The organism is Kitasatospora sp. NPDC101155, from assembly GCF_044768305.1.
In the GTDB taxonomy this organism is placed as follows: Bacteria; Actinomycetota; Actinomycetes; order Streptomycetales; family Streptomycetaceae; genus Kitasatospora.
In genome coordinates, this window is record NZ_JBIWPN010000034.1 from 67550 (window position 1) to 90543 (window position 22994).

Annotated in this window: 20 protein-coding genes, 1 tRNA gene and 1 pseudogene; 14 read left to right on the plus strand and 8 right to left on the minus strand. The window is 71.8% G+C overall.

The features are described 5' to 3' along the window. The first annotated feature begins 126 nt into the window (after positions 1–126). The 4 genes and pseudogenes from ACIRYZ_RS34230 (at position 127) to ACIRYZ_RS34245 (ending at position 3974) form a co-directional block, all read left to right on the plus strand. Positions 127–597 (plus strand): septum formation initiator family protein, encoded by a 471-nt coding sequence (locus ACIRYZ_RS34230; RefSeq protein ID WP_402951949.1) that lies wholly within the window; start codon positions 127–129, stop codon positions 595–597. Then, positions 569–1096: pseudogene (locus tag ACIRYZ_RS34235) on the plus strand (DUF501 domain-containing protein); the annotation flags it as partial. The gene ACIRYZ_RS34230 and the pseudogene ACIRYZ_RS34235, both read left to right, overlap by 29 nt. 146 nt (positions 1097–1242) lie before the next feature. Then, complete coding sequence (locus ACIRYZ_RS34240) at positions 1243–2178, plus strand: exopolyphosphatase (protein WP_402951978.1); 936 nt, start codon at positions 1243–1245, stop codon at positions 2176–2178. Positions 2179–2606: 428 nt separating this feature from the next. After that, positions 2607–3974, plus strand: a complete 1368-nt coding sequence (locus ACIRYZ_RS34245) for an NAD(P)/FAD-dependent oxidoreductase (RefSeq protein WP_402951951.1) — start codon at positions 2607–2609, stop codon at positions 3972–3974. Positions 3975–4260: 286 nt separating this feature from the next. On the opposite strand, the gene ACIRYZ_RS34250 is transcribed toward ACIRYZ_RS34245, so the two are convergent. Both ACIRYZ_RS34250 and ACIRYZ_RS34255 read right to left on the minus strand, forming a co-directional pair. Continuing rightward, positions 4261–6819, minus strand: a complete 2559-nt coding sequence (locus tag ACIRYZ_RS34250; RefSeq protein ID WP_402951953.1) for an ABC transporter permease — start codon at positions 6817–6819, stop codon at positions 4261–4263. A gap of 65 nt (positions 6820–6884) precedes the next feature. Continuing rightward, a complete protein-coding gene (locus ACIRYZ_RS34255; RefSeq protein WP_402951954.1) occupies positions 6885–7658 on the minus strand; it encodes an ABC transporter ATP-binding protein in 774 nt (257 codons plus the stop codon). Between the two features lie 311 nt (positions 7659–7969). Here ACIRYZ_RS34255 and ACIRYZ_RS34260 point away from each other — a divergent pair. The 3 genes from ACIRYZ_RS34260 to ACIRYZ_RS34270 all read left to right on the plus strand — a co-directional run bounded on the left by ACIRYZ_RS34260 (position 7970) and on the right by ACIRYZ_RS34270 (position 9516). Further along, a tRNA-Leu gene (locus tag ACIRYZ_RS34260) sits at positions 7970–8054 on the plus strand. Positions 8055–8191: 137 nt separating this feature from the next. Continuing rightward, positions 8192–9058: a Bax inhibitor-1/YccA family protein gene (locus tag ACIRYZ_RS34265; RefSeq protein ID WP_402951956.1), complete on the plus strand. Its 867-nt coding sequence runs from the start codon at positions 8192–8194 to the stop codon at positions 9056–9058. 89 nt (positions 9059–9147) lie between these two features. Further along, positions 9148–9516, plus strand: a complete 369-nt coding sequence (locus ACIRYZ_RS34270) for a hypothetical protein (protein ID WP_402951957.1) — start codon at positions 9148–9150, stop codon at positions 9514–9516. Positions 9517–9607: 91 nt separating this feature from the next. Here the strand turns inward: ACIRYZ_RS34270 and ACIRYZ_RS34275 are convergent, their stop codons facing one another. The 3 genes from ACIRYZ_RS34275 to ACIRYZ_RS34285 all read right to left on the minus strand — a co-directional run bounded on the left by ACIRYZ_RS34275 (position 9608) and on the right by ACIRYZ_RS34285 (position 13218). Continuing rightward, complete coding sequence (locus tag ACIRYZ_RS34275; RefSeq protein ID WP_402951959.1) at positions 9608–10537, minus strand: hypothetical protein; 930 nt, start codon at positions 10535–10537, stop codon at positions 9608–9610. A 290-nt stretch (positions 10538–10827) separates the two neighbouring features. Next, positions 10828–12048, minus strand: coding sequence for an acetyl-CoA C-acetyltransferase (locus ACIRYZ_RS34280; protein ID WP_402951962.1), 1221 nt, complete (start codon positions 12046–12048; stop codon positions 10828–10830). Between the two features lie 63 nt (positions 12049–12111). After that, positions 12112–13218: an SGNH/GDSL hydrolase family protein gene (locus ACIRYZ_RS34285; protein ID WP_402951964.1), complete on the minus strand. Its 1107-nt coding sequence runs from the start codon at positions 13216–13218 to the stop codon at positions 12112–12114. Between the two features lie 212 nt (positions 13219–13430). Here ACIRYZ_RS34285 and ACIRYZ_RS34290 point away from each other — a divergent pair, with 212 nt between their 5' ends. From ACIRYZ_RS34290 to ACIRYZ_RS34310, 5 genes are all read left to right on the plus strand, one after another. After that, a complete protein-coding gene (locus tag ACIRYZ_RS34290) occupies positions 13431–14834 on the plus strand; it encodes a cystathionine beta-synthase (RefSeq protein ID WP_393027228.1) in 1404 nt (467 codons plus the stop codon). Between the two features lie 497 nt (positions 14835–15331). Further along, positions 15332–15670: a hypothetical protein gene (locus ACIRYZ_RS34295; protein WP_402951965.1), complete on the plus strand. Its 339-nt coding sequence runs from the start codon at positions 15332–15334 to the stop codon at positions 15668–15670. Positions 15671–15857: 187 nt separating this feature from the next. Then, positions 15858–17150: an Ig-like domain-containing protein gene (locus tag ACIRYZ_RS34300; protein ID WP_402951967.1), complete on the plus strand. Its 1293-nt coding sequence runs from the start codon at positions 15858–15860 to the stop codon at positions 17148–17150. Between the two features lie 65 nt (positions 17151–17215). Further along, positions 17216–17767, plus strand: a complete 552-nt coding sequence (locus ACIRYZ_RS34305) for a SigE family RNA polymerase sigma factor (protein WP_393027234.1) — start codon at positions 17216–17218, stop codon at positions 17765–17767. Continuing rightward, positions 17764–18561, plus strand: a complete 798-nt coding sequence (locus ACIRYZ_RS34310; RefSeq protein ID WP_402951969.1) for a hypothetical protein — start codon at positions 17764–17766, stop codon at positions 18559–18561. The genes ACIRYZ_RS34305 and ACIRYZ_RS34310 overlap by 4 nt, the downstream gene beginning before the upstream one ends. A 10-nt stretch (positions 18562–18571) precedes the next feature. Here ACIRYZ_RS34310 and ACIRYZ_RS34315 read toward each other — a convergent pair whose 3' ends face one another. Both ACIRYZ_RS34315 and msrA read right to left on the minus strand, forming a co-directional pair. Then, positions 18572–18934, minus strand: a complete 363-nt coding sequence (locus tag ACIRYZ_RS34315) for a cupin domain-containing protein (protein WP_402951971.1) — start codon at positions 18932–18934, stop codon at positions 18572–18574. A gap of 138 nt (positions 18935–19072) precedes the next feature. After that, positions 19073–19735 carry a peptide-methionine (S)-S-oxide reductase MsrA gene (msrA, locus tag ACIRYZ_RS34320; protein ID WP_402951979.1) on the minus strand — a complete coding sequence of 221 codons (663 nt, stop codon included), beginning with the start codon at positions 19733–19735 and terminating at the stop codon, positions 19073–19075. A gap of 106 nt (positions 19736–19841) precedes the next feature. On the opposite strand from msrA, the gene ACIRYZ_RS34325 reads away from it, so the two are divergent. Beyond that, positions 19842–20996 carry a cystathionine gamma-synthase gene (locus ACIRYZ_RS34325; RefSeq protein ID WP_380612138.1) on the plus strand — a complete coding sequence of 385 codons (1155 nt, stop codon included), beginning with the start codon at positions 19842–19844 and terminating at the stop codon, positions 20994–20996. A 5-nt stretch (positions 20997–21001) separates the two neighbouring features. Here the strand turns inward: ACIRYZ_RS34325 and ACIRYZ_RS34330 are convergent, their stop codons facing one another. Beyond that, complete coding sequence (locus tag ACIRYZ_RS34330; RefSeq protein WP_402951973.1) at positions 21002–21484, minus strand: MarR family winged helix-turn-helix transcriptional regulator; 483 nt, start codon at positions 21482–21484, stop codon at positions 21002–21004. A 122-nt stretch (positions 21485–21606) separates the two neighbouring features. Between ACIRYZ_RS34330 and ilvA the strand changes: the two genes are divergently transcribed. Then, positions 21607–22818, plus strand: a complete 1212-nt coding sequence (gene ilvA, locus ACIRYZ_RS34335) for a threonine ammonia-lyase (RefSeq protein ID WP_393027244.1) — start codon at positions 21607–21609, stop codon at positions 22816–22818. Positions 22819–22994 lie beyond the last annotated feature (176 nt).

Here is a 22994-nt window from a genome sequence, read left to right on the forward strand (position 1 = left end):
AGGGCTGAGCAGCCGAGCTAGCGCAAGCCTGACCGGTGCCCCGCCGCACACCCCGTAGGGTGGACGGCGGGGCACCGTCGCGACCAGGAGGGGATACGGGAGATGGCTGGCTGGAGGATCCCGGGCTTGGCGGCCCGACCCCGGTTCACGAGCCGGGCGACCGTCCTCGTCCTGGTGCTCTGCTCCCTGGTGGCGATCCTGGCCTACCCGACGCGGCAGTTCATCTCCCAGCGCGCCGAGATCTCCGCCCAGCGGGCGAAGGCCGACCACGTGCGCCAGCAGGTCGACCAGCTGCGCCGGGACAAGGCCCGCTGGCAGGACCCGGAGTACGTCAAGGCGCAGGCCCGCGCCCGGCTGCACTACGCGGTGCCGGGGGAGACCCCGTACATCGCGGTGAATCCGGCCGGCCCGGTCGTCCAGCCCTCCGCGCCCGCCGCACCCGCCTCCTCCGGCGGTACGGCCCAGGCGGCCGCCAAGCCCTGGTACGCCAGCGTCTGGGACTCGGTGGACGCCGCCGACACCGTCGCGCTGGCCCCCGCGACCCCCCGTCCGCTCCCCCCGCCCCCCGTTGGAGACCCCACCCCCCATGACCACTGAGAACCACCCCGCCGTCTCCGACGCCGACGTCGCGGCCATCGCCGCCCAGCTCGGCCGGGTGCCGCGCGGCCTGCGCGGTGTCGCGCACCGCTGCCCCTGCGGCAACCCCGACGTCGTGGAGACGGCCCCCCGGCTGCCGGACGGCACGCCGTTCCCGACGCTCTACTACCTGACCTGCCCCAAGGCCGCCTCGCTGATCGGCACCCTGGAGGCGGAAGGCGTGATGAAGGAGCAGAGCGCCCGGCTCGCCGAGGACCCGGAGCTGGCCGCCGCCTACCAGAAGGCGCACGAGGACTACATCGCCCGGCGCGACGCGATCGAGGTGCTGGAGGGCTTCCCGAGCGCCGGCGGCATGCCGGACCGGGTGAAGTGCCTGCACGTGCTGGTCGGCCACTCGCTGGCGGCCGGCGAGGGCGTCAACCCGCTCGGCGACGAGGCGATCGGCATGCTGGAGGACTGGTGGGCCAAGGGCCCGTGCGTCTCCCCGGCCGAGGTCGAGGCGGCCGGTGAGCGGGTCGCCCGCAACCGCGCCAAGGAGCAGGACCACGAGGCCGTGATCGCGGCCAAGCAGCAGAAGACGGCCGAGCGCGCCGCCAAGAAGCTCGTCGCCGAGGAATCCGCCCGGGAGCAGGAGTCCGAGTGAGCATGACCCGCGTGGCCGCGATCGACTGCGGCACCAACTCGATCCGCCTGCTGGTCGCGGACCTCGACCCGGAGACCGGCGCGATCACCGACCTCGACCGTCGGATGATCATCAACCGGCTGGGCCAGGACGTGGACCGGACCGGTCGGCTGCACCCGGACGCGCTGGCCCGCACCTTCGCGGCCTGCCGGGAGTACAAGGAGATCATCGCCGGCTTCGGCGTCGGCCCCGAGCGCACCCGCTTCGTCGCCACCAGCGCCTCCCGGGACGCCGAGAACAGCGACGAGTACGTCAAGGGCGTGCGCGACATCCTGGGCGTCGAGCCCGAGGTGGTGAGCGGCGAGGAGGAGGCGCACCTGTCCTTCGTCGGCGCCACCAAGGAGCTGACCAGCGGCCAGTTCCCCGCGCCGTACCTGGTGTTCGACCTCGGCGGCGGCTCGACCGAGTTCGTGCTCGGCGGGGCGGACGTGCAGGCGGCGCGCTCGGTGGACATCGGCTGCGTGCGGCTCACCGAGCGGCACTTCGGCGGCGCCGAACTGCCCTCGGAGGAGCAGATCGCCGAAGCCCGGGCGCACGTCCGGGCCGAGCTCGACAAGGCCGAGGAGGTGGTCCCGCTGACCGGCGCGGCCACCCTGGTGGGTCTCGCGGGGACGGTCACCACGGTGTCCGCGATCGCCCAGGACCTGCCCGCGTACGACTCCGAGCGGATCCACCACTCCCGGATCAGCCGTGAGCAGGTCGCCGGGATCGCCCGCCGGCTGCTCGGCGCCACCCACGCCGAGCGCGCGACCATCCCCTCGATCCACCCGGGCCGGGTGGACGTGATCGCGGCCGGGGCGCTGGAGCTGCTGGAGATCATGGAGCGGACCGGCGCCGCCGAGGTGGTCGTGAGCGAGCACGACATCCTGGACGGCATCGCCTGGAGTACGGCCTCCTGACGGCCCGCACGGCTTACGGAACCGGCCCCGGCACCCCTTCCTGGGTGCCGGGGCCGGGGCTTGCCCGGGCACGGGCGGAAATGTTCGTGAATTTCTTCACATGGCGATCGGGTCATTCGTCGCACCCCGGGGCCCGCTACGCCCGAATTGTGAGACCGAAGGCCTGTCGGTGGTCACGCCCGCTGGATCGCAGGTCAGGCCTTGCTTGAGGTTTGAAAATCGGAATCACGCGCGGGAACCCAGGTGCTGCACGGATCGTTGCTGCTCAGCAGGGTGGTGCTCCGGCGTGTGTTCACGGGGCGCTGTCGGGGGTTGTGAGCCGGTGTGCCGGTGCCGTTTTTGTGGGGGCGGATTGTAGCACGGGGTGTCCATGCGCTTGTGACCGGGCTCACGAAGGCTGCTTCGGACGGTGCTGGATACTTTCGGATATGAGCACCACGGAGCGTCCTCGCATCCTCATTGTCGGCGGTGGTTACGTCGGCCTGTATGCCGCGATGCGCATCCTCAAGAAGATGCGCTACGGCGAAGCGACCGTCACGGTCGTGGACCCGCGGTCGTACATGACGTACCTGCCCTTCCTCCCCGAGGCGGCCGGCGGCAACGTCGCGCCCCGCAACCTCGTCGCGCCGCTGCGCAGCGCCCTCAAGCAGGCGGAGGTGCTGACCGGTTCCGTCACCGGCATCGACCACGCCCGCAAGGTCGCCACCATCCAGCCCGCGGCCGGCGACAGCTACGAGCTGCCCTTCGAGTACCTGGTCGTCGCGACCGGCTCGGTCTCCCGCACCTTCCCGATCCCGGGTCTGGCGGAGAACGGCATCGGCATGAAGACGGTCGAGGAGGCCATCGGCCTCCGCAACCACGTCATGGCCCAGCTCGACAAGGCCGAGTCCACCACGGACGAGGAGGTCCGCCGCAAGGCGCTGACCTTCGTCGTCATCGGCGGTGGCTTCGCCGGCGTCGAGACGATCGCCGAGATCGAGGACATGGCGCGCGACGCGTCGAAGCTGTACAAGACCGTCAGCCGTGACGACATGCGCTTCGTCATGGTCGAGGCGGCCAACCGCATCCTCCCCGAGGTCGGCCCGGACCTGGGTCTGTGGACCAAGGAGAAGCTCGAGGAGCGGAAGATCGAGGTCTACATCGAGACCTCGATGGACTCCTGCATCGACGGCCACGTCATGCTGAAGAACGGCATGGAGATGGACGCCTCCACCATCGTGTGGACGGCGGGCGTCAAGCCGAACCCGGTGCTGGCCAACTTCGGCCTGCCGCTGGGCCCGCGCGGCCACGTCGACACCGCGGCCACCCTGCAGGTCCAGGGCTTCGACTACGTCTGGTCCGCCGGTGACAACGCCCAGGTCCCGGACCTCGCCTCCGGCGAGGGCGCCTGGTGCCCGCCGAACGCGCAGCACGCCTGCCGTCAGGCCGTCGTCCTCGGCGACAACGTGATCTCCGGCATGCGGGGCTTCCCGCAGAAGGAGTACAAGCACAAGAACCTGGGCGCGGTCGCCGGTCTCGGCCTGCACAAGGGTGTCGCGATCCTCTTCGGCAAGGTCAAGCTGAAGGGCCGCCTGGCCTGGTGGTTCCACCGTGCCTACCACGGCGCGATGGTCCCGACCTTCAACCGCAAGGTCCGCGTCTTCACCGACTGGACCCTCGCGATGTTCCTGAAGCGCGAGATGGTCGGCCTCTCCCAGATGGAGCGGCCGCAGCTGCCGATCCAGGAGGTCACGCCGCCCACCAAGCCCGTCGAGGCCGCCGAGCCGGCCGCCGACAAGGAGCTCGCCAGCAAGTAAGCGACTGGACCCCGGTGTGGGAGCGCCGGGGTATGAGTCGGAGGCCCTCCGCCCGGCAGCGACGCCGGACCACGACCTCCGTGGTGCTCAGCCGGCCGTGCGACCGGGCGGAGTACAGCAGTAGAAGAGCCCCTGCCGAAACCCTCCGGCAGGGGCTCTCTGTTACTCGCCCACTCGCCTCCGGGCGCTCTGGGCCCGGTGTCGACGGTCGGCGCTCAGCCGCTCCTTCGTCGCTCCCTCGCTTCTCCCTTTCGGCACCGGCGCGCCCTTTGGCTCGAGGCGGGCGTCAGTCGGTCTTGATGCTCGACAGGATGTCCAGCTTGGACGCCCGGCGGGCCGGCCAGATCGCGGCCACCAGGCCGACCACCCCGGCCAGCGCCAGGAACAGTGCCAGCTGGCCGTACGGCAGGACGGTGGTCAGCCCGGCAAGGCTGGACTTCAGCGTCCCGTTGATCGCCCAGGCGATGAAGCAGCCGAGCAGCAGGCCGATCCCGGCACCGAACAGGGAGATCACCACCGACTCCAGTCGGACCATCCGCTTGATGCCCCGGCGGTCCAGGCCGATCGCCCGCAGCATCCCGATCTCGCGCTTGCGCTCGAAGACCGACATGGCCATCGTGTTGATCACGCCCAGGACCGCGATCAGGACCGCCATCCCCAGCAGGCCGTACATCAGGTTCAGCGCGAAGGTGATGACCTGGCTGAAGTCGTCCCGGACGTCCTGCTTGGACTTGACCTCGATCACCGGGTTGGCGCCGGTGGCGTCCTTGAGCGACTGCTTGAGCTCGGCCGTGGCGCCGTCCTTGCCCTTGACCAGGACGTCGGCGACGTACGGCTTCGACTCGTGCTTGGCGATCTCGCCGTTGGCCAGCAGGACCGGGCCGAGCATGCCGCCCTTCTCGTACACGCCGCCGACGGTGAGCTGGCCGCTGGAGCCGTCCGGGAAGGACGCGGTCATCGTCGAGCCGGTGGTGACGTTGAACTTCGCGGCGACGTCCTGGTCCACCAGCAGCTGGCCCTTGCCGAGCGCGGCGCTGGAGCCGCTGGTCAGCTTGACCTCGGCGATCCGGTCGAAGGTGTCCGGGTCCAGGCCGGTGATCGCCTTGGAGGTGCCGTTGAGCTTCCAGTAGGCGGCGGTCATCGGCGAGGAGGCCGCGACCCCGGGGGCCTTGGCGATCTGGGCGGGCACCTGGCCGGACAGGTTCATACCGTTGGCGGCCGAGACGATGTAGTCGGACTTCATCGACTTGGTGACGGCCCGGTCGATGGTGTCGCCGACCGAGGTGCCGATCACGGTGAGGCCGGTGACCAGGGTCAGCCCGATGGTGAGCGCGGCCGCGGTGGCCGCGGTGCGGCGCGGGTTGCGCACCGCGTTCTGCTGGGCGAGCTTGCCCGGGGTGCCGCCCAGCCCCCGCAGCAGCGGGCCGACCAGCGCGACCACCGGGCGGGAGAGCAGCGGCAGCAGGACGAACACGCCGATCAGGGCCAGGAAGGCACCCGCACCGACCGGCATCCGGCCGCTGTCGTCGCCGGTGGAGGCGCCGTAACCGATCAGCGCGAGACCGCCGCCGGCGAGCACCGAGCCGATGGTGTTGCGGACCACCAGGCTCTTCTGGCTGGCCGGCTGGTCGCCACTGCTCATCGCGGCCACCGGCGCGATCCGGGCGGCGCGCAGGGCCGGCAGCAGGGCCGACAGGACCGTCACCAGGACGCCGACCACGATGGTCATGACGACGGTGAGCGGCCTGATCACCAGCGAGCCGTTCGGCATGTCCTCGTTCAGCGAGCCGATCAGGGCCTGCATCCCGGCGCCGATCCCGACGCCGGCCAGCAGGCCGGTCACCGCGGAGACGGTGCCGATCAGCAGGGCCTCGATCAGCACGGAACGGGTGACCTGCTTGCGGCTGGCGCCGATGGCCCGCAGCAGCGCGAGTTCCTTGGTGCGCTGGGCGACCAGCATGGTGAAGGTGTTGGCGATGATGAAGATGCCGACGAAGAGCGAGATGAAGGCGAAGATCAGCAGCATGGTGCGCATGCTGTCGGTGCCCTTGGTGATCTGCTCCTGCTCCTCGACGTTGAGCGTGGCACCGGTCTTGACGACGAACTGGTGGTCGGACGGGATCTTGGGCAGGGCCTGGGCGAGCAGCGCGTCCTCGGAGGTGCCGGGCTTGGCGGTGAGCACGATGCTGCTGTAGCGGCCCGGCTCCAGCAGGGTCTGCTGGGCGGTGGCCTTGTCGAACAGGGTGAGCGTGCCGCCGGTGCTGACCACCGGGTCGTCGGTGGTGAAGATCCCGGTGAGCTTCGCCTCGATCACCGGTCCGTTGACGGCGACCCGGACGGTGTCGCCGACCTTGTAGCCCGCCCGGTCGGCGGTCTTGCGGTCGAGGGCGACCTCCTTGGCGTCCTTCGGGCCCTGACCCTCGGCCATCGGGTAGCGCGGGTCCCTGCCGTCCGGGCCCGGGGCGAAGTTGGCGCCCTTGGCGGACCAGACCTGGCCGATCAGGTCGCCCTTGTGGTCGGCGACCCCGGTGAAGCCGCTGACCACGCCGCGGGCGGTGGCGGTGCCGGGCAGGGCGGCCAGCTGCTGGACGGTGGCGTCGTCGAGGACGGTGGGGCTGCTCTCGCTCCTCTGCCTGGCGGAGGCGTCGGAGCCGGCCGCGTTGTCCACGACCTGGACCGAGACGTCCGAGTAGCTCTTGGAGCTGCTGTCCCGCAGGGCCTTGCCGAAGGTGTCGGAGAAGACCATGGTGCCGGCGACGAAGGCGGTGCCGAGCATGACGGCCAGCGCCGTCATCAGTAGGCGACCCTTGTGGGCCAGCACGTTGCGCAGAGCGGTGCGATACATGAGGTGTCCTGGGAAGGTTCGGTGAAGCGGGTCGGCGGGCCGTGGGGCCCTGACTGGGTGTCGCCTCAGCTGGTGCGGCCCTTGGCGTCGAAGCGGCGCATGCGGTCCAGGACGGTGTCGGCGGTGGGGGTGTGCAGTTCGTCGACGATCCGGCCGTCGGCGAGGAAGACGACGCGGTCGGCGTAGGAGGCGGCGACGGGGTCGTGGGTGACCATGACGACGGTCTGGCCGAGTTCGCGTACGGAGTTGCGCAGGAAGGAGAGGATCTCGGCGCCGGAGCGGGAGTCGAGGTTGCCGGTGGGTTCGTCGGCGAAGATGATGTCGGGCTTCCCGGCGAGGGCGCGGGCGCAGGCGACGCGCTGCTGCTGGCCGCCGGAGAGCTGGGAGGGGCGGTGGCTGAGGCGGCCGGACAGGCCGACGGTGTCGACGACGCGGTCGAGCCAGGGCTTGTCGACCTTGCGGCCGGCGATGTCCATCGGGAGGGTGATGTTCTCCAGGGCGGTCAGGGTGGGGAGGAGGTTGAAGGCCTGGAAGATGAAGCCGATGTGGTCGCGGCGCAGCTGGGTGAGCTGCTTGTCCTTGAGGCCGACGAGTTCGGTGTCGCCGATGGTGGTGGAGCCGGAGGAGACGGTGTCGAGGCCGGCCATGCAGTGCATCAGGGTCGACTTGCCGGAGCCGGAGGGGCCCATGATGGCGGTGAACTCGCCCTGGGGGAACACGACGCTGACGTTGTCGAGGGCGACGACGCGGGTCTCCCCCTCCCCGTAGACCTTGTTCAGGCCGGTGGCGCGGGCGGCCGCCCGACCGGTGAGGACGGCGGTTGCGGTCGACGTGGTCACGGGGGTTACTCCTTGCTGGCTGGCTGACGTGTACCTCCATACTCCGCGACGTGATCATGGTCTGGCGTCGCTCTGCCGAAGGGTTGGCCCTACCACCGCCGGGCGTACGGGTGGGGCTGGGTCCTCCTCCTGCGGTATGAGGACAACCCTGAGGGAGGCCCGGTGGGAGGCCCGGTGGCCGGAATCACCGTGCTTCGTGGCCGAAATCCCGAACAGTTCGTCAGATGGCAAGGAAACATGACAACTTCCCGGGCTGGGAACATGCGAAAGGGCGAGCCGGGCGACTAGGCTCAGGGGTGCTTTCGCAGGACGCCCGGATGGTGGAACGCAGACACGGGCAGCTTAAAACTGCTTGGCCGCGAGGCCGTGCCGGTTCGAGTCCGGCTCCGGGCACCACTCGACCCGCGGGGGCGCCGTCGGCGTCCCCGCCGGGAGTCGTTCACCGTATCCTCCTCGCGGCGTATCCCGAATCTTTTGCCAAGCCATTACCCTGGTGCGCGGGCGGTGCAGTGCCGCCACGGAGGGAATGAGCAATGAGAAGCAGCAACCCGGTCTTCTCGCGGGAGGGGTCCTTCACCCGCGAGCCCGGCTACGCGGGGTTCGGTACCGCCTCACAGGCCGGGAGCCAGTACGGCAACCCCTATGCGGGCACCCCCTACGCCCAACCGCAGGGGCAGGGCCCGCTGACGGACGAGCAGCTGTACCAGATGTACAACGGGCCGTCGGCCGGCCCGACGGCCACCGGGCGGATGACGCTCGACGACGTGGTCGCCCGCACCGCCATGACGCTGCTGACCGTGGTCGCGGCCGGTGCGGTGGCCTGGTTCACGCTGCCGTTCGAGAACTTCGGCTTCGCGGTCGGCGCATCGTTGGTCGCCGCGATCGTCGGTCTGGTCGTCCAGTTCCGGGAGAAGATCAGCCCCGCCCTGGTCCTGGCCTACGCGGCGTTCCAGGGCTTCGCGCTGGGTGCGGTCACCCATGCCCTCAACACCATCTGGTCCGGCATCGCGATCCAGGCGGTGCTGGGCACGGCGGTGGTCTTCGGTGCGACGCTCTACGTCTACAAGAGCGGTCGGCTCCGGGTCAGCTCGAAGTACCGCCGGATCGGCCTCGCGATCGGCCTGGGCTTCTCGGTGCTGCTGCTGATCAACTGCGTCGCCTGGGCGTTCGGCGGCGGCCTCAACACCTGGGGAGGCCCGCTGGGCGTCGGCATCGGCCTGCTCGGCATCGCCATCGGCGCGTTCTACCTGACGCTGGACCTCAACGAGGTCGAGGAGGCGATCGCCCGGGGCGCCCGGCAGGAGGAGGCCTGGCGCGCCGCCTTCGGGCTCACCTTCTCGCTGGTGTGGATCTACTTCGAGATGCTGCGCCTCATCGCGAGCCTGCGCGGCGACGACTGACGCCCAGTTCCCGCCGTACCACTGCCGCCGGGCCCCGGAGCGAACCGCTCCGGGGCCCGGCGGCTTTCCGCTGTTCTAGGCTCGACTGCATGCATGACGTACAGCCCCTGGTCGAAGCCGTCGACAAACTGGCGGATCGTTTCCGCTCGCTGCCGCAGAGCAAGCTGCTGGGCGCCGTGCCCGGGCACGCCTCGCGGGCGGCGGCCGTGCTGGCGTTGGCCCGGCGGCTGGCCGTGCCGGCGCTGGCGGCGGAGGGCGGGCCGCAGCGGGAGTTCCCGGACGCCGGGGCCTTCGCGGTGGGGGACCAGCTGGCCGTCGCCGGGCACGACCTGGCGGCCGCGCTCGCGGCGCTGCCCGGAGGCGCCGTGGTGCCACTGCCGGAGGGGCCGGCCACCGTGGACGAGGTACTGGCCGGGGCGGTGGCCGCGGTGCGGGAGACCGCCGAGCTCTGCGCCTGAGTCGGTACGGGCGCGGATGTGCCGAAGGCCGACCGGGTCGGTGACTCCTGGACCCGGCCGGCCTTCGGCGCGTCGTGCGGCCGAGGTGGCGTCAGATGCTGGCGACCACCCGGTCGGCGAGCACGTAGACGGCCTCCTCGTCGGTGGAGAAGGTCAGCGAGTAGGAGCCGGAGAAGCGCGAGCCGCCGAGCAGCCGGACGTGCTCACCGGCGCGGACCGCGTCGATCAGCCGGTAGGCGGCCTCCCGGTCGCCCGGGGCCACGCACAGCGTGGTGCCGTCGGCGAAGGCGTACACGTCCAGGGTGCCCAGCGGGCCCGGGCGGACGTCGACCAGGGCGACGGCCTCCTCGGCGAGGGCAGCCAGCCGGGTGTCGGTCCACTCGCGGGACGGCGCCTGGCTCGGCACGAAGTCGGGGTGCGAGGGGTGGCGGCGCGGGTCGGGCGCGGCGACCGGGGCGTCCGCCACGGCCGGCTCGATGTCCAGCAGCCCGGCCTCCAGACCGGTGGCCAGCAGGTCGGCCTCGCGGCGGGCCCGGGCGTCCTTGGCGGTCTCGCCGACCGGGTGGCCGGGGCGCAGCGGCGCGCCGCCCTCGGTGCCGGGCTCGGCCGGGCCGGTGCTGCCCTCGTTGATCAGGTCCTCCAGCGCGGAGCGCAGCGCCTCGCCGAACTCCGGGTCCATCGTCCCGGCGTTGTCGGCGGCGTCCTGCGGGCCGGTGGGGCGGGGGAAGAACAGCGGCCACTCCTCGGTGCCGGTGAACACCCCGGTGAAGGGGGAGTCGAACAGTGGCGCGTCCTCGGCCGCGCGGGCCTCCTGCTCGGCCCAGAACGCCCGGGCCTCGGTGATCTCCCGCTCACGGTCGGCGGCGAGCGCCTCGGCGACGGCCCGGCGTATCGCGGCCTCGTCGACCGGTGCGGGCGCGGCCTGCGCGTCCAGCCGGCGGGAGAGTCCCCGGAGGTGGAGCAGCGCGGCGGTCGACACGGCGATCAGGACCAGCAGCAGGATGGTGTAGACGGCGCTCACGGAACGTACTCCTAGCGAGGAGCGGAACGGGGTTACGCGTCCACACTGCCGCATTCGGTGCTGTTACCGCAGTGGCGAATGTCTAATTCGTCCAAGACTTTCGGCCTTGTCCCCAAATTGTTAGGTAACACCGTTCTACGCAGTGGAGTTGATCCACTCCGCAGTGTCGATCTCCGGGCCGGAAGCGAACGGGAAGAGGGCCGGATCGACCTCGCGGTGTGATCCGGCCCTCAATCACGCTATGTCGCTCCAAACGGGTGGTCCAGACCGTTCGGAGTGGTTCGGCGGGGTCAGCTCAGGCGCTCGATGACCATGGCCATGCCCTGGCCGCCGCCGACGCACATGGTCTCCAGGCCGAACTGCTTGTCGTGCCACTGCAGGGAGTTGATCAGCGTGGTGGTGATCCGGGCGCCGGTCATGCCGAAGGGGTGGCCGACCGCGATGGCGCCGCCGTTGACGTTCAGCTTGTCCAGGTCGACGCCGAGGTCGCGGTAGGAGGGGATCACCTGGGCGGCGAAGGCCTCGTTGATCTCGACCAGGTCGATGTCACCGATGGTCAGGCCGGCCCGCTTGAGCGCCTGCTTGGAGGCCTCGACCGGGCCGTAGCCCATGATCTCGGGGGAGAGTCCGCTGACGCCGGTGGAGACCACCCGGGCGAGCGGGGTGATGCCGAGCTCGCGGGCCTTGGCGTCGGACATGATGACCAGCGCGGCGGCGCCGTCGTTGAGCGGGCAGCAGTTGCCGGCGGTGACGGTGCCGTCGGGGCGGAACACCGGCTTCAGGCCGGACACGCCCTCCAGGGTGACGCCGGCGCGCGGGCCGTCGTCGGTGCTCACCACGGTGCCGTCCGGGAGCGTGACCGGGGTGATCTCGCGCTCCCAGAAGCCGGCCTTGATCGCCGCCTCGGCGAGGTTCTGCGAGCGGACGCCGAACTCGTCCTGCTCGGCGCGGGTGATGCCCTTGAGCGCGGCCAGGTTCTCGGCGGTCTGGCCCATCGCGATGTAGGCGTCCGGCAGCAGGCCGTCCTCGCGCGGGTCGTGCCACTCCCCGCCGCCCTCCTCGGCGCGCTTCTTGGTGCGGGCCTGGGCCTCGTCGAAGATCGGGTTCATGGTGCCCGGCAGGCCGTCAGAGCTGCCCTTGACGCTGCGTGAGACGGTCTCGACGCCGGCCGAGATGAAGACGTCGCCCTCGCCGGCCTTGATCGCGTGCAGTGCCATCCGCGTGGTCTGCAGCGAGGAGGAGCAGTAGCGGGTGATGGTGGCGCCGGGCAGGTAGTCCATGCCCATCTGCACGGCCACGATGCGGGCCAGGTTGTGGCCCTGCTCGCCGCCCGGCAGGCCGCAGCCGAGCATCAGGTCGTCGATCTCGCGCGGGTCGAGCTGCGGGACCTTGGCCAGGGCGGCCTGGATGATGTGGGCGGTCAGGTCGTCCGGGCGGACGTCCTTGAGCGAGCCCTTGAAGGCCCGGCCGATCGGCGAACGGGCGGCGCTGACGATGACGGCTTCGGGCATGGCGGGCTCCTCGCTGAGTGACGACGGACTGGCGGTCCGGGGGCTAAGCTACCGCTTAGTCATTCAGGCGTCACCGGCTCCAGCGTGTGAGCTGGCCGACGTGTTCCCGGGGTTCGTGTCGGGATCCGTGCCGGGACCCCCATCGGGATCCCCACCAGCTTCTTTCCCGCCCTCCGGGCCCGGCAGGCCGATCCGCAGCCGATGCCTCAACAAGGCCCAGCGCCGGCCCGCGCCCTCCGCCTCCACGGCCGCCACCTCGGTGCCCGCCCGTCCGGCGGCCGTCGCGGCGGCCACCGCGACCGGCAGCACCGTCCCGCCCGGGACCGGGGCGCTCGGGCGCTCCTCCTCCGGCCACAGGCCGAGCGTCGCGCAGACCGAGGGCAGGACGGCCATCGAGGCGGTGGCGTACCCCTGGGCGGAGGGGTGGTAGCGGTCGGCGGCGAACATCTCCGGGCGGGCGGCGAACTCCGGGCCCAGCAGCGAGCCGAGCGAGACGGTGCGGCCGCCCGCCTCCACCACCGCGATGGTCTGCGCGGCGGCCAGCTGGCGGCTCAGCCGCCGCGCCACCCAGCGCAGCGGCGGGCGCACCGGCTTGATCGTCCCGAGGTCCGGGCAGGTACCCACCACCACCTCGCAGCCGTTGGCGCGCAGGGCGGCGACGGCCTCGCCGAGCTGGCGGACGGCGACCTGGGCCGGGCTGTGCCGGGTCACGTCATTGGCGCCGATCATGATCACGGCGACGTCGGGGCGGTGCGGCAGCGCCTGTTCCAGCTGGCCGGAGAGGTCGGCGGAGCGGCCGCCGGAGCGGGCCACGTTGACCAGCCGCACCGGGCGCTCGGCCACCGAGGCCAGGCCTGCCGCCAGCAGCGCGCCCGGGGTCTCGCGGGCGCGGGCCACGCCGAGGCCGGCGCCGGTGGAGTCGCCGAGGACGGCCAGCACCAGCGGCGGCTGCGGGGCGGTGGAGCGGTCGGCGAAGGCCTCGCCGTAGACGCCGTCGGCCTTGGGCGGGACGGTCTCCAGGATGCCGATGGCCTGGATGGCGAGTCTGCTCTCGGTCAGCAGCAGGCCGACCAGGCCCACCCCCAGCAGGCCGAGCCCGCCGCCGCCGTACGCCGCCGCGGTGGCGATCCGGCGGGCCACCCGAGCCCGCGAGTCCCGTGCGCCTGGCATCCGGTGCCCCCTTCGCGTCCTCGTGCCGCCCCTCCGGGGACGCGCATCGTCTGCACCAGCGGTCTTACCCGGATGGGGGGCGGCAGTACCGGAGGCGGCGGCGGGGGTGGGCCATTGGGGGAGGTGCGCCGGAGGGGAGCCCCGGGGCGGCGCCCACGCCATAGGCTTTGCCTTACCGAAAGCTTGCATGCCCATAGACCGGGAGGACCCCCGTGCGGTACCACAACTCGATCATCGACCTGGTCGGCAACACGCCGCTGGTCAAGCTGAACAAGGTCACCGAGGGCATCAGCGCGACAGTGCTGGCGAAGGTCGAGTACTTCAACCCCGGCGGCTCGGTGAAGGACCGCATCGCGATGCGCATGATCGAGGCCGCCGAGGCCTCGGGCGCCCTCAAGCCGGGCGGCACGATCGTGGAGCCGACCTCGGGCAACACCGGTGTCGGTCTGGCGATCGTGGCCCAGCAGAAGGGCTACAAGTGCATCTTCGTCTGCCCTGACAAGGTGTCCACCGACAAGATCAACACCCTGCGCGCGTACGGCGCCGAGGTGGTCGTCTGCCCGACCGCCGTCGCCCCGGAGCACCCGGACTCGTACTACAACGTCTCCGACCGTCTCGTCCGCGAGACCCCGAACGCCTGGAAGCCGGACCAGTACTCCAACCCGGACAACCCGGCCTCGCACTACCACTCCACGGGCCCGGAGCTGTGGGAGCAGACCGAGGGGAAGATCACCCACTTCGTGGCGGGCGTCGGCACCGGCGGCACCATCTCCGGCACCGGCAACTACCTGAAGGAGGTCTCCGGCGGCAAGGTCAAGGTCATCGGCGCCGACCCGGAGGGCTCGGTCTACTCGGGCGGCACCGGCCGTCCGTACCTGGTCGAGGGCGTCGGTGAGGACTTCTGGCCGACCGCCTACGACCGCGACGTCGCGGACGGGATCGTCGCCGTCTCCGACAAGGACTCGTTCCAGATGACCCGCCGCCTGGCCAAGGAGGAGGGCCTGCTGGTCGGCGGCTCCTGCGGCATGGCCGTGGTGGCCGCGCTGGAGGTGGCCCGCGGGCTCGGGCCGGACGACGTCGTGGTGGTGCTGCTGCCGGACGGCGGCCGCGGCTACCTGTCGAAGATCTTCAACGACGACTGGATGGCCGACTACGGCTTCCTGCCCTCGGCCACCGACGAGGCCCACATCGGCGAGGTGCTGGGCCGCAAGGAGAGCATCGAGCAGGGCGGCGTCCCGCAGTTCGTCCACATGCACCCGAACGAGACGGTCGCCGAGGCGGTCCGGGTGCTGCGCGAGTACGGCGTCTCGCAGATGCCGGTGGTCTCCCCGGGCGCCGGGCACCCGGACATCATGGCCGGCGAGGTGATCGGCTCGGTGGTGGAGAAGCTGCTGCTGGAGGGCATCTTCGCGAAGGAGATCGAGCTCACCGACACCCTGGACAAGGTGATGTCCAAGCCGCTGCCGGTGGTCGGCTCCGGTGAGACCGTCACCAACCTGATGACCGTGCTGGAGAAGGCCGACGCGGCGGTCGTGCTGGTGGAGGGCAAGCCGCAGGGCATCGTCACCCGCCAGGACCTGCTGGGCTTCCTGACCACCCGCGGCACCGCCCACTGACGCTCGGTCACCCCGCTTCGCCCGTGCAGGGATCCGGTGGGTTCGTCCACGGGCGAAGTGGTACACCGGCGTCACCTGCCCGCAGCACGTGGTTAACAACGCTCCGGCATCGTGGTGGTCAACGGCAAGACGCCGAGCGAGACGGCGGCGGCCCACCGGGAGCGGCTCCCCGGTGGACGCGGTCGGCTCCGGACGCGTCGGACGGTCCTGACCCGGCCCGTCGTGTCCGCCCTCCCCGACCGGCATCGGAGGGAGGGGCCCTCCGCGGGAGGCGCCGTCGTCCCGCCCCTGTCCGGCTCCGGCCGGTCGACAGGGTGCGGCGGCTCCCGCGGTGCACACCGCGCCGTACGGCGCGTCTCCGCGACTCCCGGGTGGGGGAGCCGATGCGGAGAGACGGTGGGGCCGGTCCTTCTCCGAGGGACCGGCCCTTCCCGTGCGCCCAGGCCTTCCGTGCGCCCCGGCAACCCGTCGCTCCGTCGTCCCGTACGCTCGCACGCATGACCAGCACTGAAACGACCGACCAGGACGCCCCGCGTTACGTCAAGCTCAAGATCGAGCTGATCGCGGAGATCACCGACGAGGGCGCGCTCAAGGCGGCCGCCCTGAAGCAGGTCGCCGAGGACGAGTACCTCGACGACGAGGAGCGGGCCCAGTCCGTCGACGCCATCGAGGTGGACCCGTCGGGTTCGCTCGCCCACTTCATCGACCCCGTCGCGCTGCTCGGGGACGTTCCGGGCGTCGAGCTCGCCTCGGCGACCTGGGAGTCGGCGCAGACCGAGTTCGACCCCGAGAACGAGGAGTGGGACGAGTACACCGTGGACGAGTCGGCCGAGTAACGGCCGTCCGTACCGTGGCCGCTCGTGAACGCCCGGTCCGCTTCGGCGGGCTGGGCGTTTTGTCCATGTTCGCCGGGAAGTTGGGTCATCTCATACGATCACTTACCCTTCGGTGGTGGAACCGTGAACGGGTGGATTGCGTTTCTGTATCCGTAAATGCCCGGGATGATCAGCAGGGAGACGCGACGTGACGGCACAGGACGGTCAGGGGCGGGTGGCCGGAGGGAACTGGAACCGACGCGGAGTGCTCGCGGGCCTGATCGGGGCTCCGGTGCTGCTGCTGGCGGCCTGCAACGACAACAGCGGCGGCGGGGGCAGCGGGGGCAGTGGGGGCAGCGGGGGCAGCGGCGGCTCCGGAGCCGGCGCCACCCCGGGCCCGGGCGGCGGGAGCGGCGCCCCGAAGACCTCGGCCGCCGTCATCACCGTCAGCCCGGCGGACGGCGCCACCGGTGCCAGCTTCAGCGACCCGGTCAAGGTGACCGTCGCCAACGGCACCCTGGGCACCGTCAAGGTCGCCGACTCCACCGGCAAGGAGCTGGCCGGCCAGCTCTCCTCGGACAACACCAGCTGGACCTCGGCCGCGGCCCCGGCCAGCGGTACCAAGTACTCCGTCACCGCCACCGCCCTCGACAAGGACAAGCTGGAGGCGGACGCCAACGCGACCTTCACCACGGCGACCCCGGCCAACACCTTCGTCGGCTACTTCACCCCCGAGGACGGCTCGACCGTCGGCGTCGGCATGCCGGTCTCGATCAACTTCAGCAAGCCGATCACCGATCGCAAGGCTGTCCAGCAGGCGATCACCGTGATAGCCGAGCCGGGCGTCGAGATCGTCGGGCACTGGTTCTCCAGCACCCGGCTCGACTTCCGGCCGCAGGAGTACTGGGCCAAGGGCACCAAGGTCACCCTCAAGCTCCGGCTCAAGGACGTCGAGGGCGCGAAGGGCGTGTTCGGCACCCAGTCCAAGGACGTGGGCTTCACCATCGGCCGCGCCCAGACCAGCGTCGCCGACCTCGCCACCAAGAAGCTCACCGTCACCACGGACGGCCAGGTCAGCGCCGTCTACAAGATCTCCGGCGGCGCCCCCGAGCACACCACCTGGGGCGGCAAGATGGTCATCTCCGAGCAGTTCACCCAGACCCGGATGAACTCGCAGACCGTCAACCTGGGCAGCGAGTACGACATCGCCGACGTGCCGCACGCCCAGCGCCTCACCACCTCGGGCACCTTCGTCCACGGCAACTACTGGTCCTCGCCGTCGATCTTCGGCGGTCAGAACACCAGCCACGGCTGCGTCGGCCTGCAGGACGCCAAGGGCGCGCAGGACAGCAGCACGGACGGCTTCAAGTTCTACAAGTCCTCGATGGTCGGCGACGTGGTCGAGGTCGTGAACTCCGGCGACAAGACCGTCGCCCCGGACAACGGCCTGAACGGCTGGAACCTGAGCTGGGCCGACTGGAAGGCCGGCAGCGCGGTCTGACCGTCACCTGAAACTTCTCCCCGGGCGGACCGAACCTCGCGGCCCGCCCGAGGAGTCAGGTGGGTGTGAAACGCGAGCAGAGACAGCGACGGGACGCGGAGTTCAGCGCGTTCGTCGCCGGGAGCGGCCGCCAACTGCTGAGGACGGCGGAGCTGCTGACCGGCGACCCGGAGCGGGCCAAGGACATCGTGCAGTCCGCGCTGGAACGCGCTTACCTGCACTGGCACCGGATCACCGGCGACGACCCCACCGCGTACGTCCGCCGGATCGTGGTCAACCAGCACCGCGACTGGTGGCGCCGGCTGCGCAACCGAGAGCTGCCCACCGACCACACCCCGGACCGGCCGCTGGCGGAGGACCTCGCCGAGCTGCAGGCCCAACGGGCGCTGGTGCACCAGGCGTTGGGCGCGCTCACCCGCCGGGAGCGGACGGTCGTCGTGCTGCGGTACTACGGGGACCTCTCCGAGGCCGCCATCGCGGCCGAACTGGGCGTCGCCCCCGGCACGGTGAAGAGCACCCTGCACCGGGCGCTGTCGAAGCTGCGCGCACTCCCCGAACTCGCCGACCGCACCGGCGGAGCGGCGGGTCCCATGACGGACATCGAGGTGACGGTATGAGCTTCGAGGACAGACTCGGAGAACTGCTCAAGGACGAGGACCCGCACACGGTCGGACCGGACCCGGGGGCGGTCATCGCCGGGGCCCGACGCCGCCGCGCCCGGCGCAGGCTGGGGGTTGGGGCGGTCGCGCTCGCGGCGGCGCTGGTCTGCGGGGTGACGGCGGTGACGGCGGGCAACGCCCGGCACGTCGGGGAGGTCGCGGCCGGGGCGGGGGCGGCGATGACGCCCCCGGCGGCGGCCGCCCTGGCCCCGGAGGCCGCCTCGACCCCAGCCCCGACCGCGACCCCGACGGCGTCCGCGCTGCCGCTCTCGCCAGTGCGGCGGGTCGGGGTCGGGGAGAAGATCGACGTGATCAACGGCACCCGGATCTGGGTCACGCCGACCCAGCGCTGCGACGAGTCCCGTGGGCCCGACGGCGTCTGGCGCAGCACCTTCGGCTGCCGGGACGTCACCAGCGACAACCTCGACCACAGCAAGCCGAACATCTACACCCAGGGCGCCGAGAACGCCGACCACGACGTGCTGTTCGGCATGTTCCTCGGCCCCGTGACCCCGGCCCGGCTGGTCGCCTTCCGGGACGGCAAGCCCTATGTCGTCACCCTGGTCACCGCGCCCGGGATGAAGGACTGGGCGGCGTACTACGTCGTCCTGCCCCACAAGGCCCCCGAGCCGAAGGGGCACGAACAGATCGGCACCACCGTCGCCGGCTACGACGCCGACGGCAAGCTGGTGGCGGAGAACCCCGCCTACCGGACGGACGGGGCCCAAGACCGGGCCCCGGCCACGCTCTGAGCCGTACCGCTCACCGCTTCGCGTAGTCCGCGAAGCCCTGCCAGTCGACGATCACGCACGGCTCGTCGCCCAGGATCCAGGCATCGTGGCCGGGCGGGCAGACCATGAAGTCGCCGGGGCCGAAGTCGGTCTGCTGGCCGTCGTCCATGACGATCCGCATCCGGCCCGAGATCACGTACCCCAGGTGGGCGGCCTGGCAGCTGTCGGTCCTGGCGATCGGTTTCACGTGCTGGGACCACTGCCACCCCGGCTGGAACACGGCCCTGCCGACCGGGCCGGCGTCCAGGTTGACCAGGCGCAGCTCCCCCATGCCCTCCTCGAACAGGCGGACTTCCTCGGGATCGTCGAAGTTCCGTCGGTAGAGACCGGACATGGCGCGCTCCTCTCCGCGAGTCCGGCCCGGCCGCCAGCGAGTGGCCGGGCCGGACTCGCCGGCCATTCCAGTCTGCGCCCGGGCCCGGGAGCGGTCACCTCGGGTGCCCGGCCCCCGGTCGGGCCCGGATGCGACCGGTCAGCCCCGGGTGCGGGCCACACCGATCGGGCAGGAGGCGCCGGTGCCGCCGAGACCGCAGTAGCCGTTGGGGTTCTTGGCCTCGGACAGGTACTGCTGGTGGTACGGCTCGGCCGGGTAGAACGGGCCGGCCGGGGCGATCTCGGTGGTGATCGAGCCGAAACCGAGTGCCGTCAGCGCGGGCTGGAAGGCGTCCCGGGTGGCGGTCGCGGCGGCGGCCTGGGCGGGGGAGTGGGTGTAGAGCGCGGAGCGGTACTGGGTGCCCACGTCGTTGCCCTGGCGGTTGCCCTGGGTCGGGTCGTGCGCCTCCCAGAAGGCCTTCAGCAGCCGCTCGTACGAGACCACGGCCGGATCGAACACCACCCGGACCGCTTCGGTGTGCCCGGTCAGCCCGCTGCACACCTCCTCGTACGTCGGGTTCGGGGTGTAACCGCCCTGGTAGCCGACCAGTGTCGTCCAGACGCCGGGCAGCTGCCAGAAGGTGCGCTCGGCGCCCCAGAAGCAGCCCAGCCCGAAGTCGGCCACCTCCAGTCCCTCCGGGTACGGCCCGGTGAGCGGGTGGCCGAGCACGGTGTGCGGCTCGGTCAGGGTGAAGGCCGGCGCCTGGCGGCCGGGCAGCGCCTGGTCGGCGGGAACGAGCGAGGTCTTGTCGCGGCTGAACATCACGGCCTGCTCCAGCGGGCTAGGGAGGGTTGCCCTGGGTTCAACGCACCGGGCGGTCCGCGGATTCCGGCGAGCGCGCCGGCGTACGGCCACTAGGCTCGGAGCCATGACCGAGCACCAGCTTCCCCAGGGCTTCGAGACCCTCGCCATCCACGCGGGTCAGGAAGCAGACCCCCAGACCGGGGCCGTCGTCACGCCGATCTACCAGGTGTCCACCTACAAGCAGGACGGGGTGGGCGGCCTGCGGGGCGGCTACGAGTACAGCCGCAGCGCCAACCCGACCCGCACCGCGCTGGAGGAGTGCCTCGCGGCGCTGGAGGGCGGCGCCCGCGGCCTCGCCTTCGCCTCCGGCCTGGCCGCCGAGGACACCCTGCTGCGCACCATCCTCAAGCCGGGCGACCACATCGTGATCCCCAACGACGCCTACGGCGGCACCTTCCGGCTGTTCGCCAAGGTGCTGACCCGCTGGGGCGTCGAGTTCTCCGTCGCCAACACCCAGAACCTGGACGACGTCCGGGCCGCGCTGCGCCCCAACACCCGCGCGGTGTGGGTGGAGACCCCGTCCAACCCGCTGCTGGGCATCACCGACCTGGCCGCGCTGGCCGAGGTCGCGCACGGTGCCGGGGCGCTGCTGGTGGTCGACAACACCTTCGCCAGCCCGTACCTGCAGCAGCCGATCGCGCTCGGCGCGGACGCGGTCGTGCACTCCACCACCAAGTACATGGGCGGCCACTCGGACGTCGTCGGCGGTGCGCTGGTGCTGGCCGAGGCGGGCCTGGGCGAGGAGGTCGCGTACCACCAGAACGCGATGGGCGCCGTCTCCGGCCCGTTCGACGCCTGGCTGGTGCTGCGCGGCATCAAGACGCTGGGCGTCCGGATGGACCGGCACAGCTCCAACGCGGAGAAGGTCGCCGAGCTGCTGGCGAGCCACCCCAAGGTCAGCCAGGTGCTCTACCCGGGCCTGCCCGAGCACCCCGGCCACGACATCGCCGCCAAGCAGATGAAGGCCTTCGGCGGCATGGTCTCGTTCCGGGTCGCCGGCGGCGAGGAGGCGGCCGTCGAGGTCTGCAACCGCGCGCAGCTGTTCACCCTGGGCGAGTCGCTGGGCGGCGTGGAGTCGCTGATCGAGCACCCGGGCCGGATGACCCACGCCTCGGCGGCCGGTTCGCCGCTGGAGGTGCCGGCCGACCTGGTGCGCGTCTCGGTCGGCATCGAGTCGGTCGACGACCTGCTGGCCGACCTCAAGCAGGCGCTGGGCTGAGTGGGTTACTGCCCCTGCTGGTCCGCCGTGTACGACTCCATCGCGTGGTTGAAGCGGGCCAGCAGGGCGCAGAACGCCTGCTGCTCCTCGGGCGGCCAGCCGGCCGTCAGTCGGCGGGTCAACTCGGCCCGGCCGTCCCGGACTTCGGCGAGCCGACCGGTGCCGCCCGGGGTCAGCGCGAGGCGTACCGCGCGGCGGTCGGCCGGGTCCTGGACCCGGCCGACCAGTCCGGCCGCGACCAGCGGGGCGACCTGGCGGGTCACCGTGGAGGAGTCCACTCCGAGCGCCTCGGCCAGCGCCTTGACGTTCGCGGGCCCGTGCCGCTCCAGGCGGTCGAGCAGCAGGTAGGCGGCCCGGTCCAGCGCGGCGACGCCGCCGCCGGAGGTTCGGACCTGTTCCATCCGGCGGGCGAACACCGCCAGCTGGTACTGGAGTTGGGTGTGCACGGGCTCGGTTCGGTCGGTGGCCCGGGGCGAGGTCGTCGTCATCGCGGCTCACGATCGTCGTGCGGTGAGAGAGTCTCAGAAGCAGCAGCGTACGCGGGCGGGGCGGACCCGGGAACAGCCCCGACGTCCCCGATTGGCGGTGTCGCGACCCCTACGCTGGGATCATGCACAACTGGCCGCTCACCCTCGACGACGTCCGCGGGGCCCAGAAGATGCTCGCCGGGGTCGCCCGGGTGACCCCGATGGAGGGCAGCCGACACCTGTCCGGGCTGATCGGTTCGCCGGTCCACCTGAAGTGCGAGAACCTGCAGCGCACCGGCTCCTTCAAGCTGCGCGGGGCGTACGTGCGGATCGCGGGGCTCTCGCCGGTCCAGCGGGCCGGCGGGGTGGTGGCGGCGAGCGCCGGGAACCACGCCCAGGGGGTGGCGCTGGCGGCCTCGCTGCTGGGGGTGCGCTCCACCGTCTTCATGCCGGTCGCGGCGCCGCTGCCGAAGGTCGCGGCCACCCGCGAGTACGGCGCCGAGGTGCGGCTGCACGGCGCCACCGTGGACGAGGCGCTGCTGGCCGCGCAGCGGTACTCGGAGGCGACCGGTGCGGTGTTCATCCACCCCTTCGACCACTGGGACATCGTCACCGGCCAGGCGACCGTCGGCCTGGAGATCCTGGAGCAGTGCCCCGAGGTGCGCACCATCCTGGTCGGGGTGGGCGGCGGCGGGCTGCTGGCCGGGATCGCGGCAGCGGTCAAGCCGCTGCGACCGGACGTTCGGGTGGTGGGGGTGCAGGCGGCGGCCGCGGCCGCGTACCCGCCCTCGCTGGCGGCCGGGCGGCCGGTGTCGCTGGAGCACTTCGGCACCATGGCCGACGGGATCATGGTCGGGCGCCCAGGGGACATCCCGTTCGAGGTGGTCAACACGCTGGCGGACGGCATCCGCACGGTCTCCGAGGACGCGCTGTCGCGGGCCCTGCTGCTCGGCCTGGAGCGGCTGAAGCTGGTGGTCGAGCCGGCCGGGGCGGCCCCGATCGCGGCGCTGCTGGAGCAGCCGGACTCCTTCGAGGGCCCGGTGGTGGCGGTGCTGTCCGGCGGCAACATCGACCCGCAGCTGATGCAGCGGGTGCTGCGGCACGGGCTGGCGGCGGCCGGGCGCTACCTGTCGCTGCGGGTGCGCCTGGCGGACAAGCCGGGTTCGCTGGCGGACCTGCTGGGCGTGCTGACCAGGGTGGACGCCAATGTGCTGGACGTCGCCCACGTGCGGATCGACCCCCGGCTGGGGCTGACCGAGGTCGAGGTGGACCTGCACCTGGAGACCAAGGGGCCGGAGCACTGCGCGCTGGTGGTCGGCGAGCTGCGGGACGCGGGGTACGTGGTCTCCAGCTGAGGCTGCCCGGATCGGGCTGTCCGGCCGGTACGCGGCGGTCGACGAGTACCTGACCGGCTTCGAGAACCTCACGACGGTCGGCGAGCCGGGCCCGGACGGCTCCTACGAGGTGGTCGACGGCGACATCGCAAACCTCGGCGAACTGGTCGCGGCGCACGGCGTGGTGCTGCACGAGC

Excerpts from the sequence above, each read along its gene's own strand:
- ACIRYZ_RS34240 (WP_402951978.1), top strand. The coding sequence starts at position 1,243 with ATGACCCGCGTGGCCGCGATCGACTGCGGCACCAACTCGATCCGCCTG.
- ACIRYZ_RS34245 (WP_402951951.1), top strand. The coding sequence starts at position 2,607 with ATGAGCACCACGGAGCGTCCTCGCATCCTCATTGTCGGCGGTGGTTAC.
- ACIRYZ_RS34250 (WP_402951953.1), bottom strand. The coding sequence starts at position 6,819 with ATGTATCGCACCGCTCTGCGCAACGTGCTGGCCCACAAGGGTCGCCTA.
- ACIRYZ_RS34265 (WP_402951956.1), top strand. The coding sequence starts at position 8,192 with ATGAGAAGCAGCAACCCGGTCTTCTCGCGGGAGGGGTCCTTCACCCGC.
- ACIRYZ_RS34270 (WP_402951957.1), top strand. The coding sequence starts at position 9,148 with ATGCATGACGTACAGCCCCTGGTCGAAGCCGTCGACAAACTGGCGGAT.
- ACIRYZ_RS34280 (WP_402951962.1), bottom strand. The coding sequence starts at position 12,048 with ATGCCCGAAGCCGTCATCGTCAGCGCCGCCCGTTCGCCGATCGGCCGG.
- ACIRYZ_RS34285 (WP_402951964.1), bottom strand. The coding sequence starts at position 13,218 with ATGCCAGGCGCACGGGACTCGCGGGCTCGGGTGGCCCGCCGGATCGCC.
- ACIRYZ_RS34295 (WP_402951965.1), top strand. The coding sequence starts at position 15,332 with ATGACCAGCACTGAAACGACCGACCAGGACGCCCCGCGTTACGTCAAG.
- ACIRYZ_RS34310 (WP_402951969.1), top strand. The coding sequence starts at position 17,764 with ATGAGCTTCGAGGACAGACTCGGAGAACTGCTCAAGGACGAGGACCCG.
- ACIRYZ_RS34315 (WP_402951971.1), bottom strand. The coding sequence starts at position 18,934 with ATGTCCGGTCTCTACCGACGGAACTTCGACGATCCCGAGGAAGTCCGC.
- msrA (WP_402951979.1), bottom strand. The coding sequence starts at position 19,735 with ATGTTCAGCCGCGACAAGACCTCGCTCGTTCCCGCCGACCAGGCGCTG.
- ACIRYZ_RS34325 (WP_380612138.1), top strand. The coding sequence starts at position 19,842 with ATGACCGAGCACCAGCTTCCCCAGGGCTTCGAGACCCTCGCCATCCAC.
- ACIRYZ_RS34330 (WP_402951973.1), bottom strand. The coding sequence starts at position 21,484 with ATGACGACGACCTCGCCCCGGGCCACCGACCGAACCGAGCCCGTGCAC.
- ilvA (WP_393027244.1), top strand. The coding sequence starts at position 21,607 with ATGCACAACTGGCCGCTCACCCTCGACGACGTCCGCGGGGCCCAGAAG.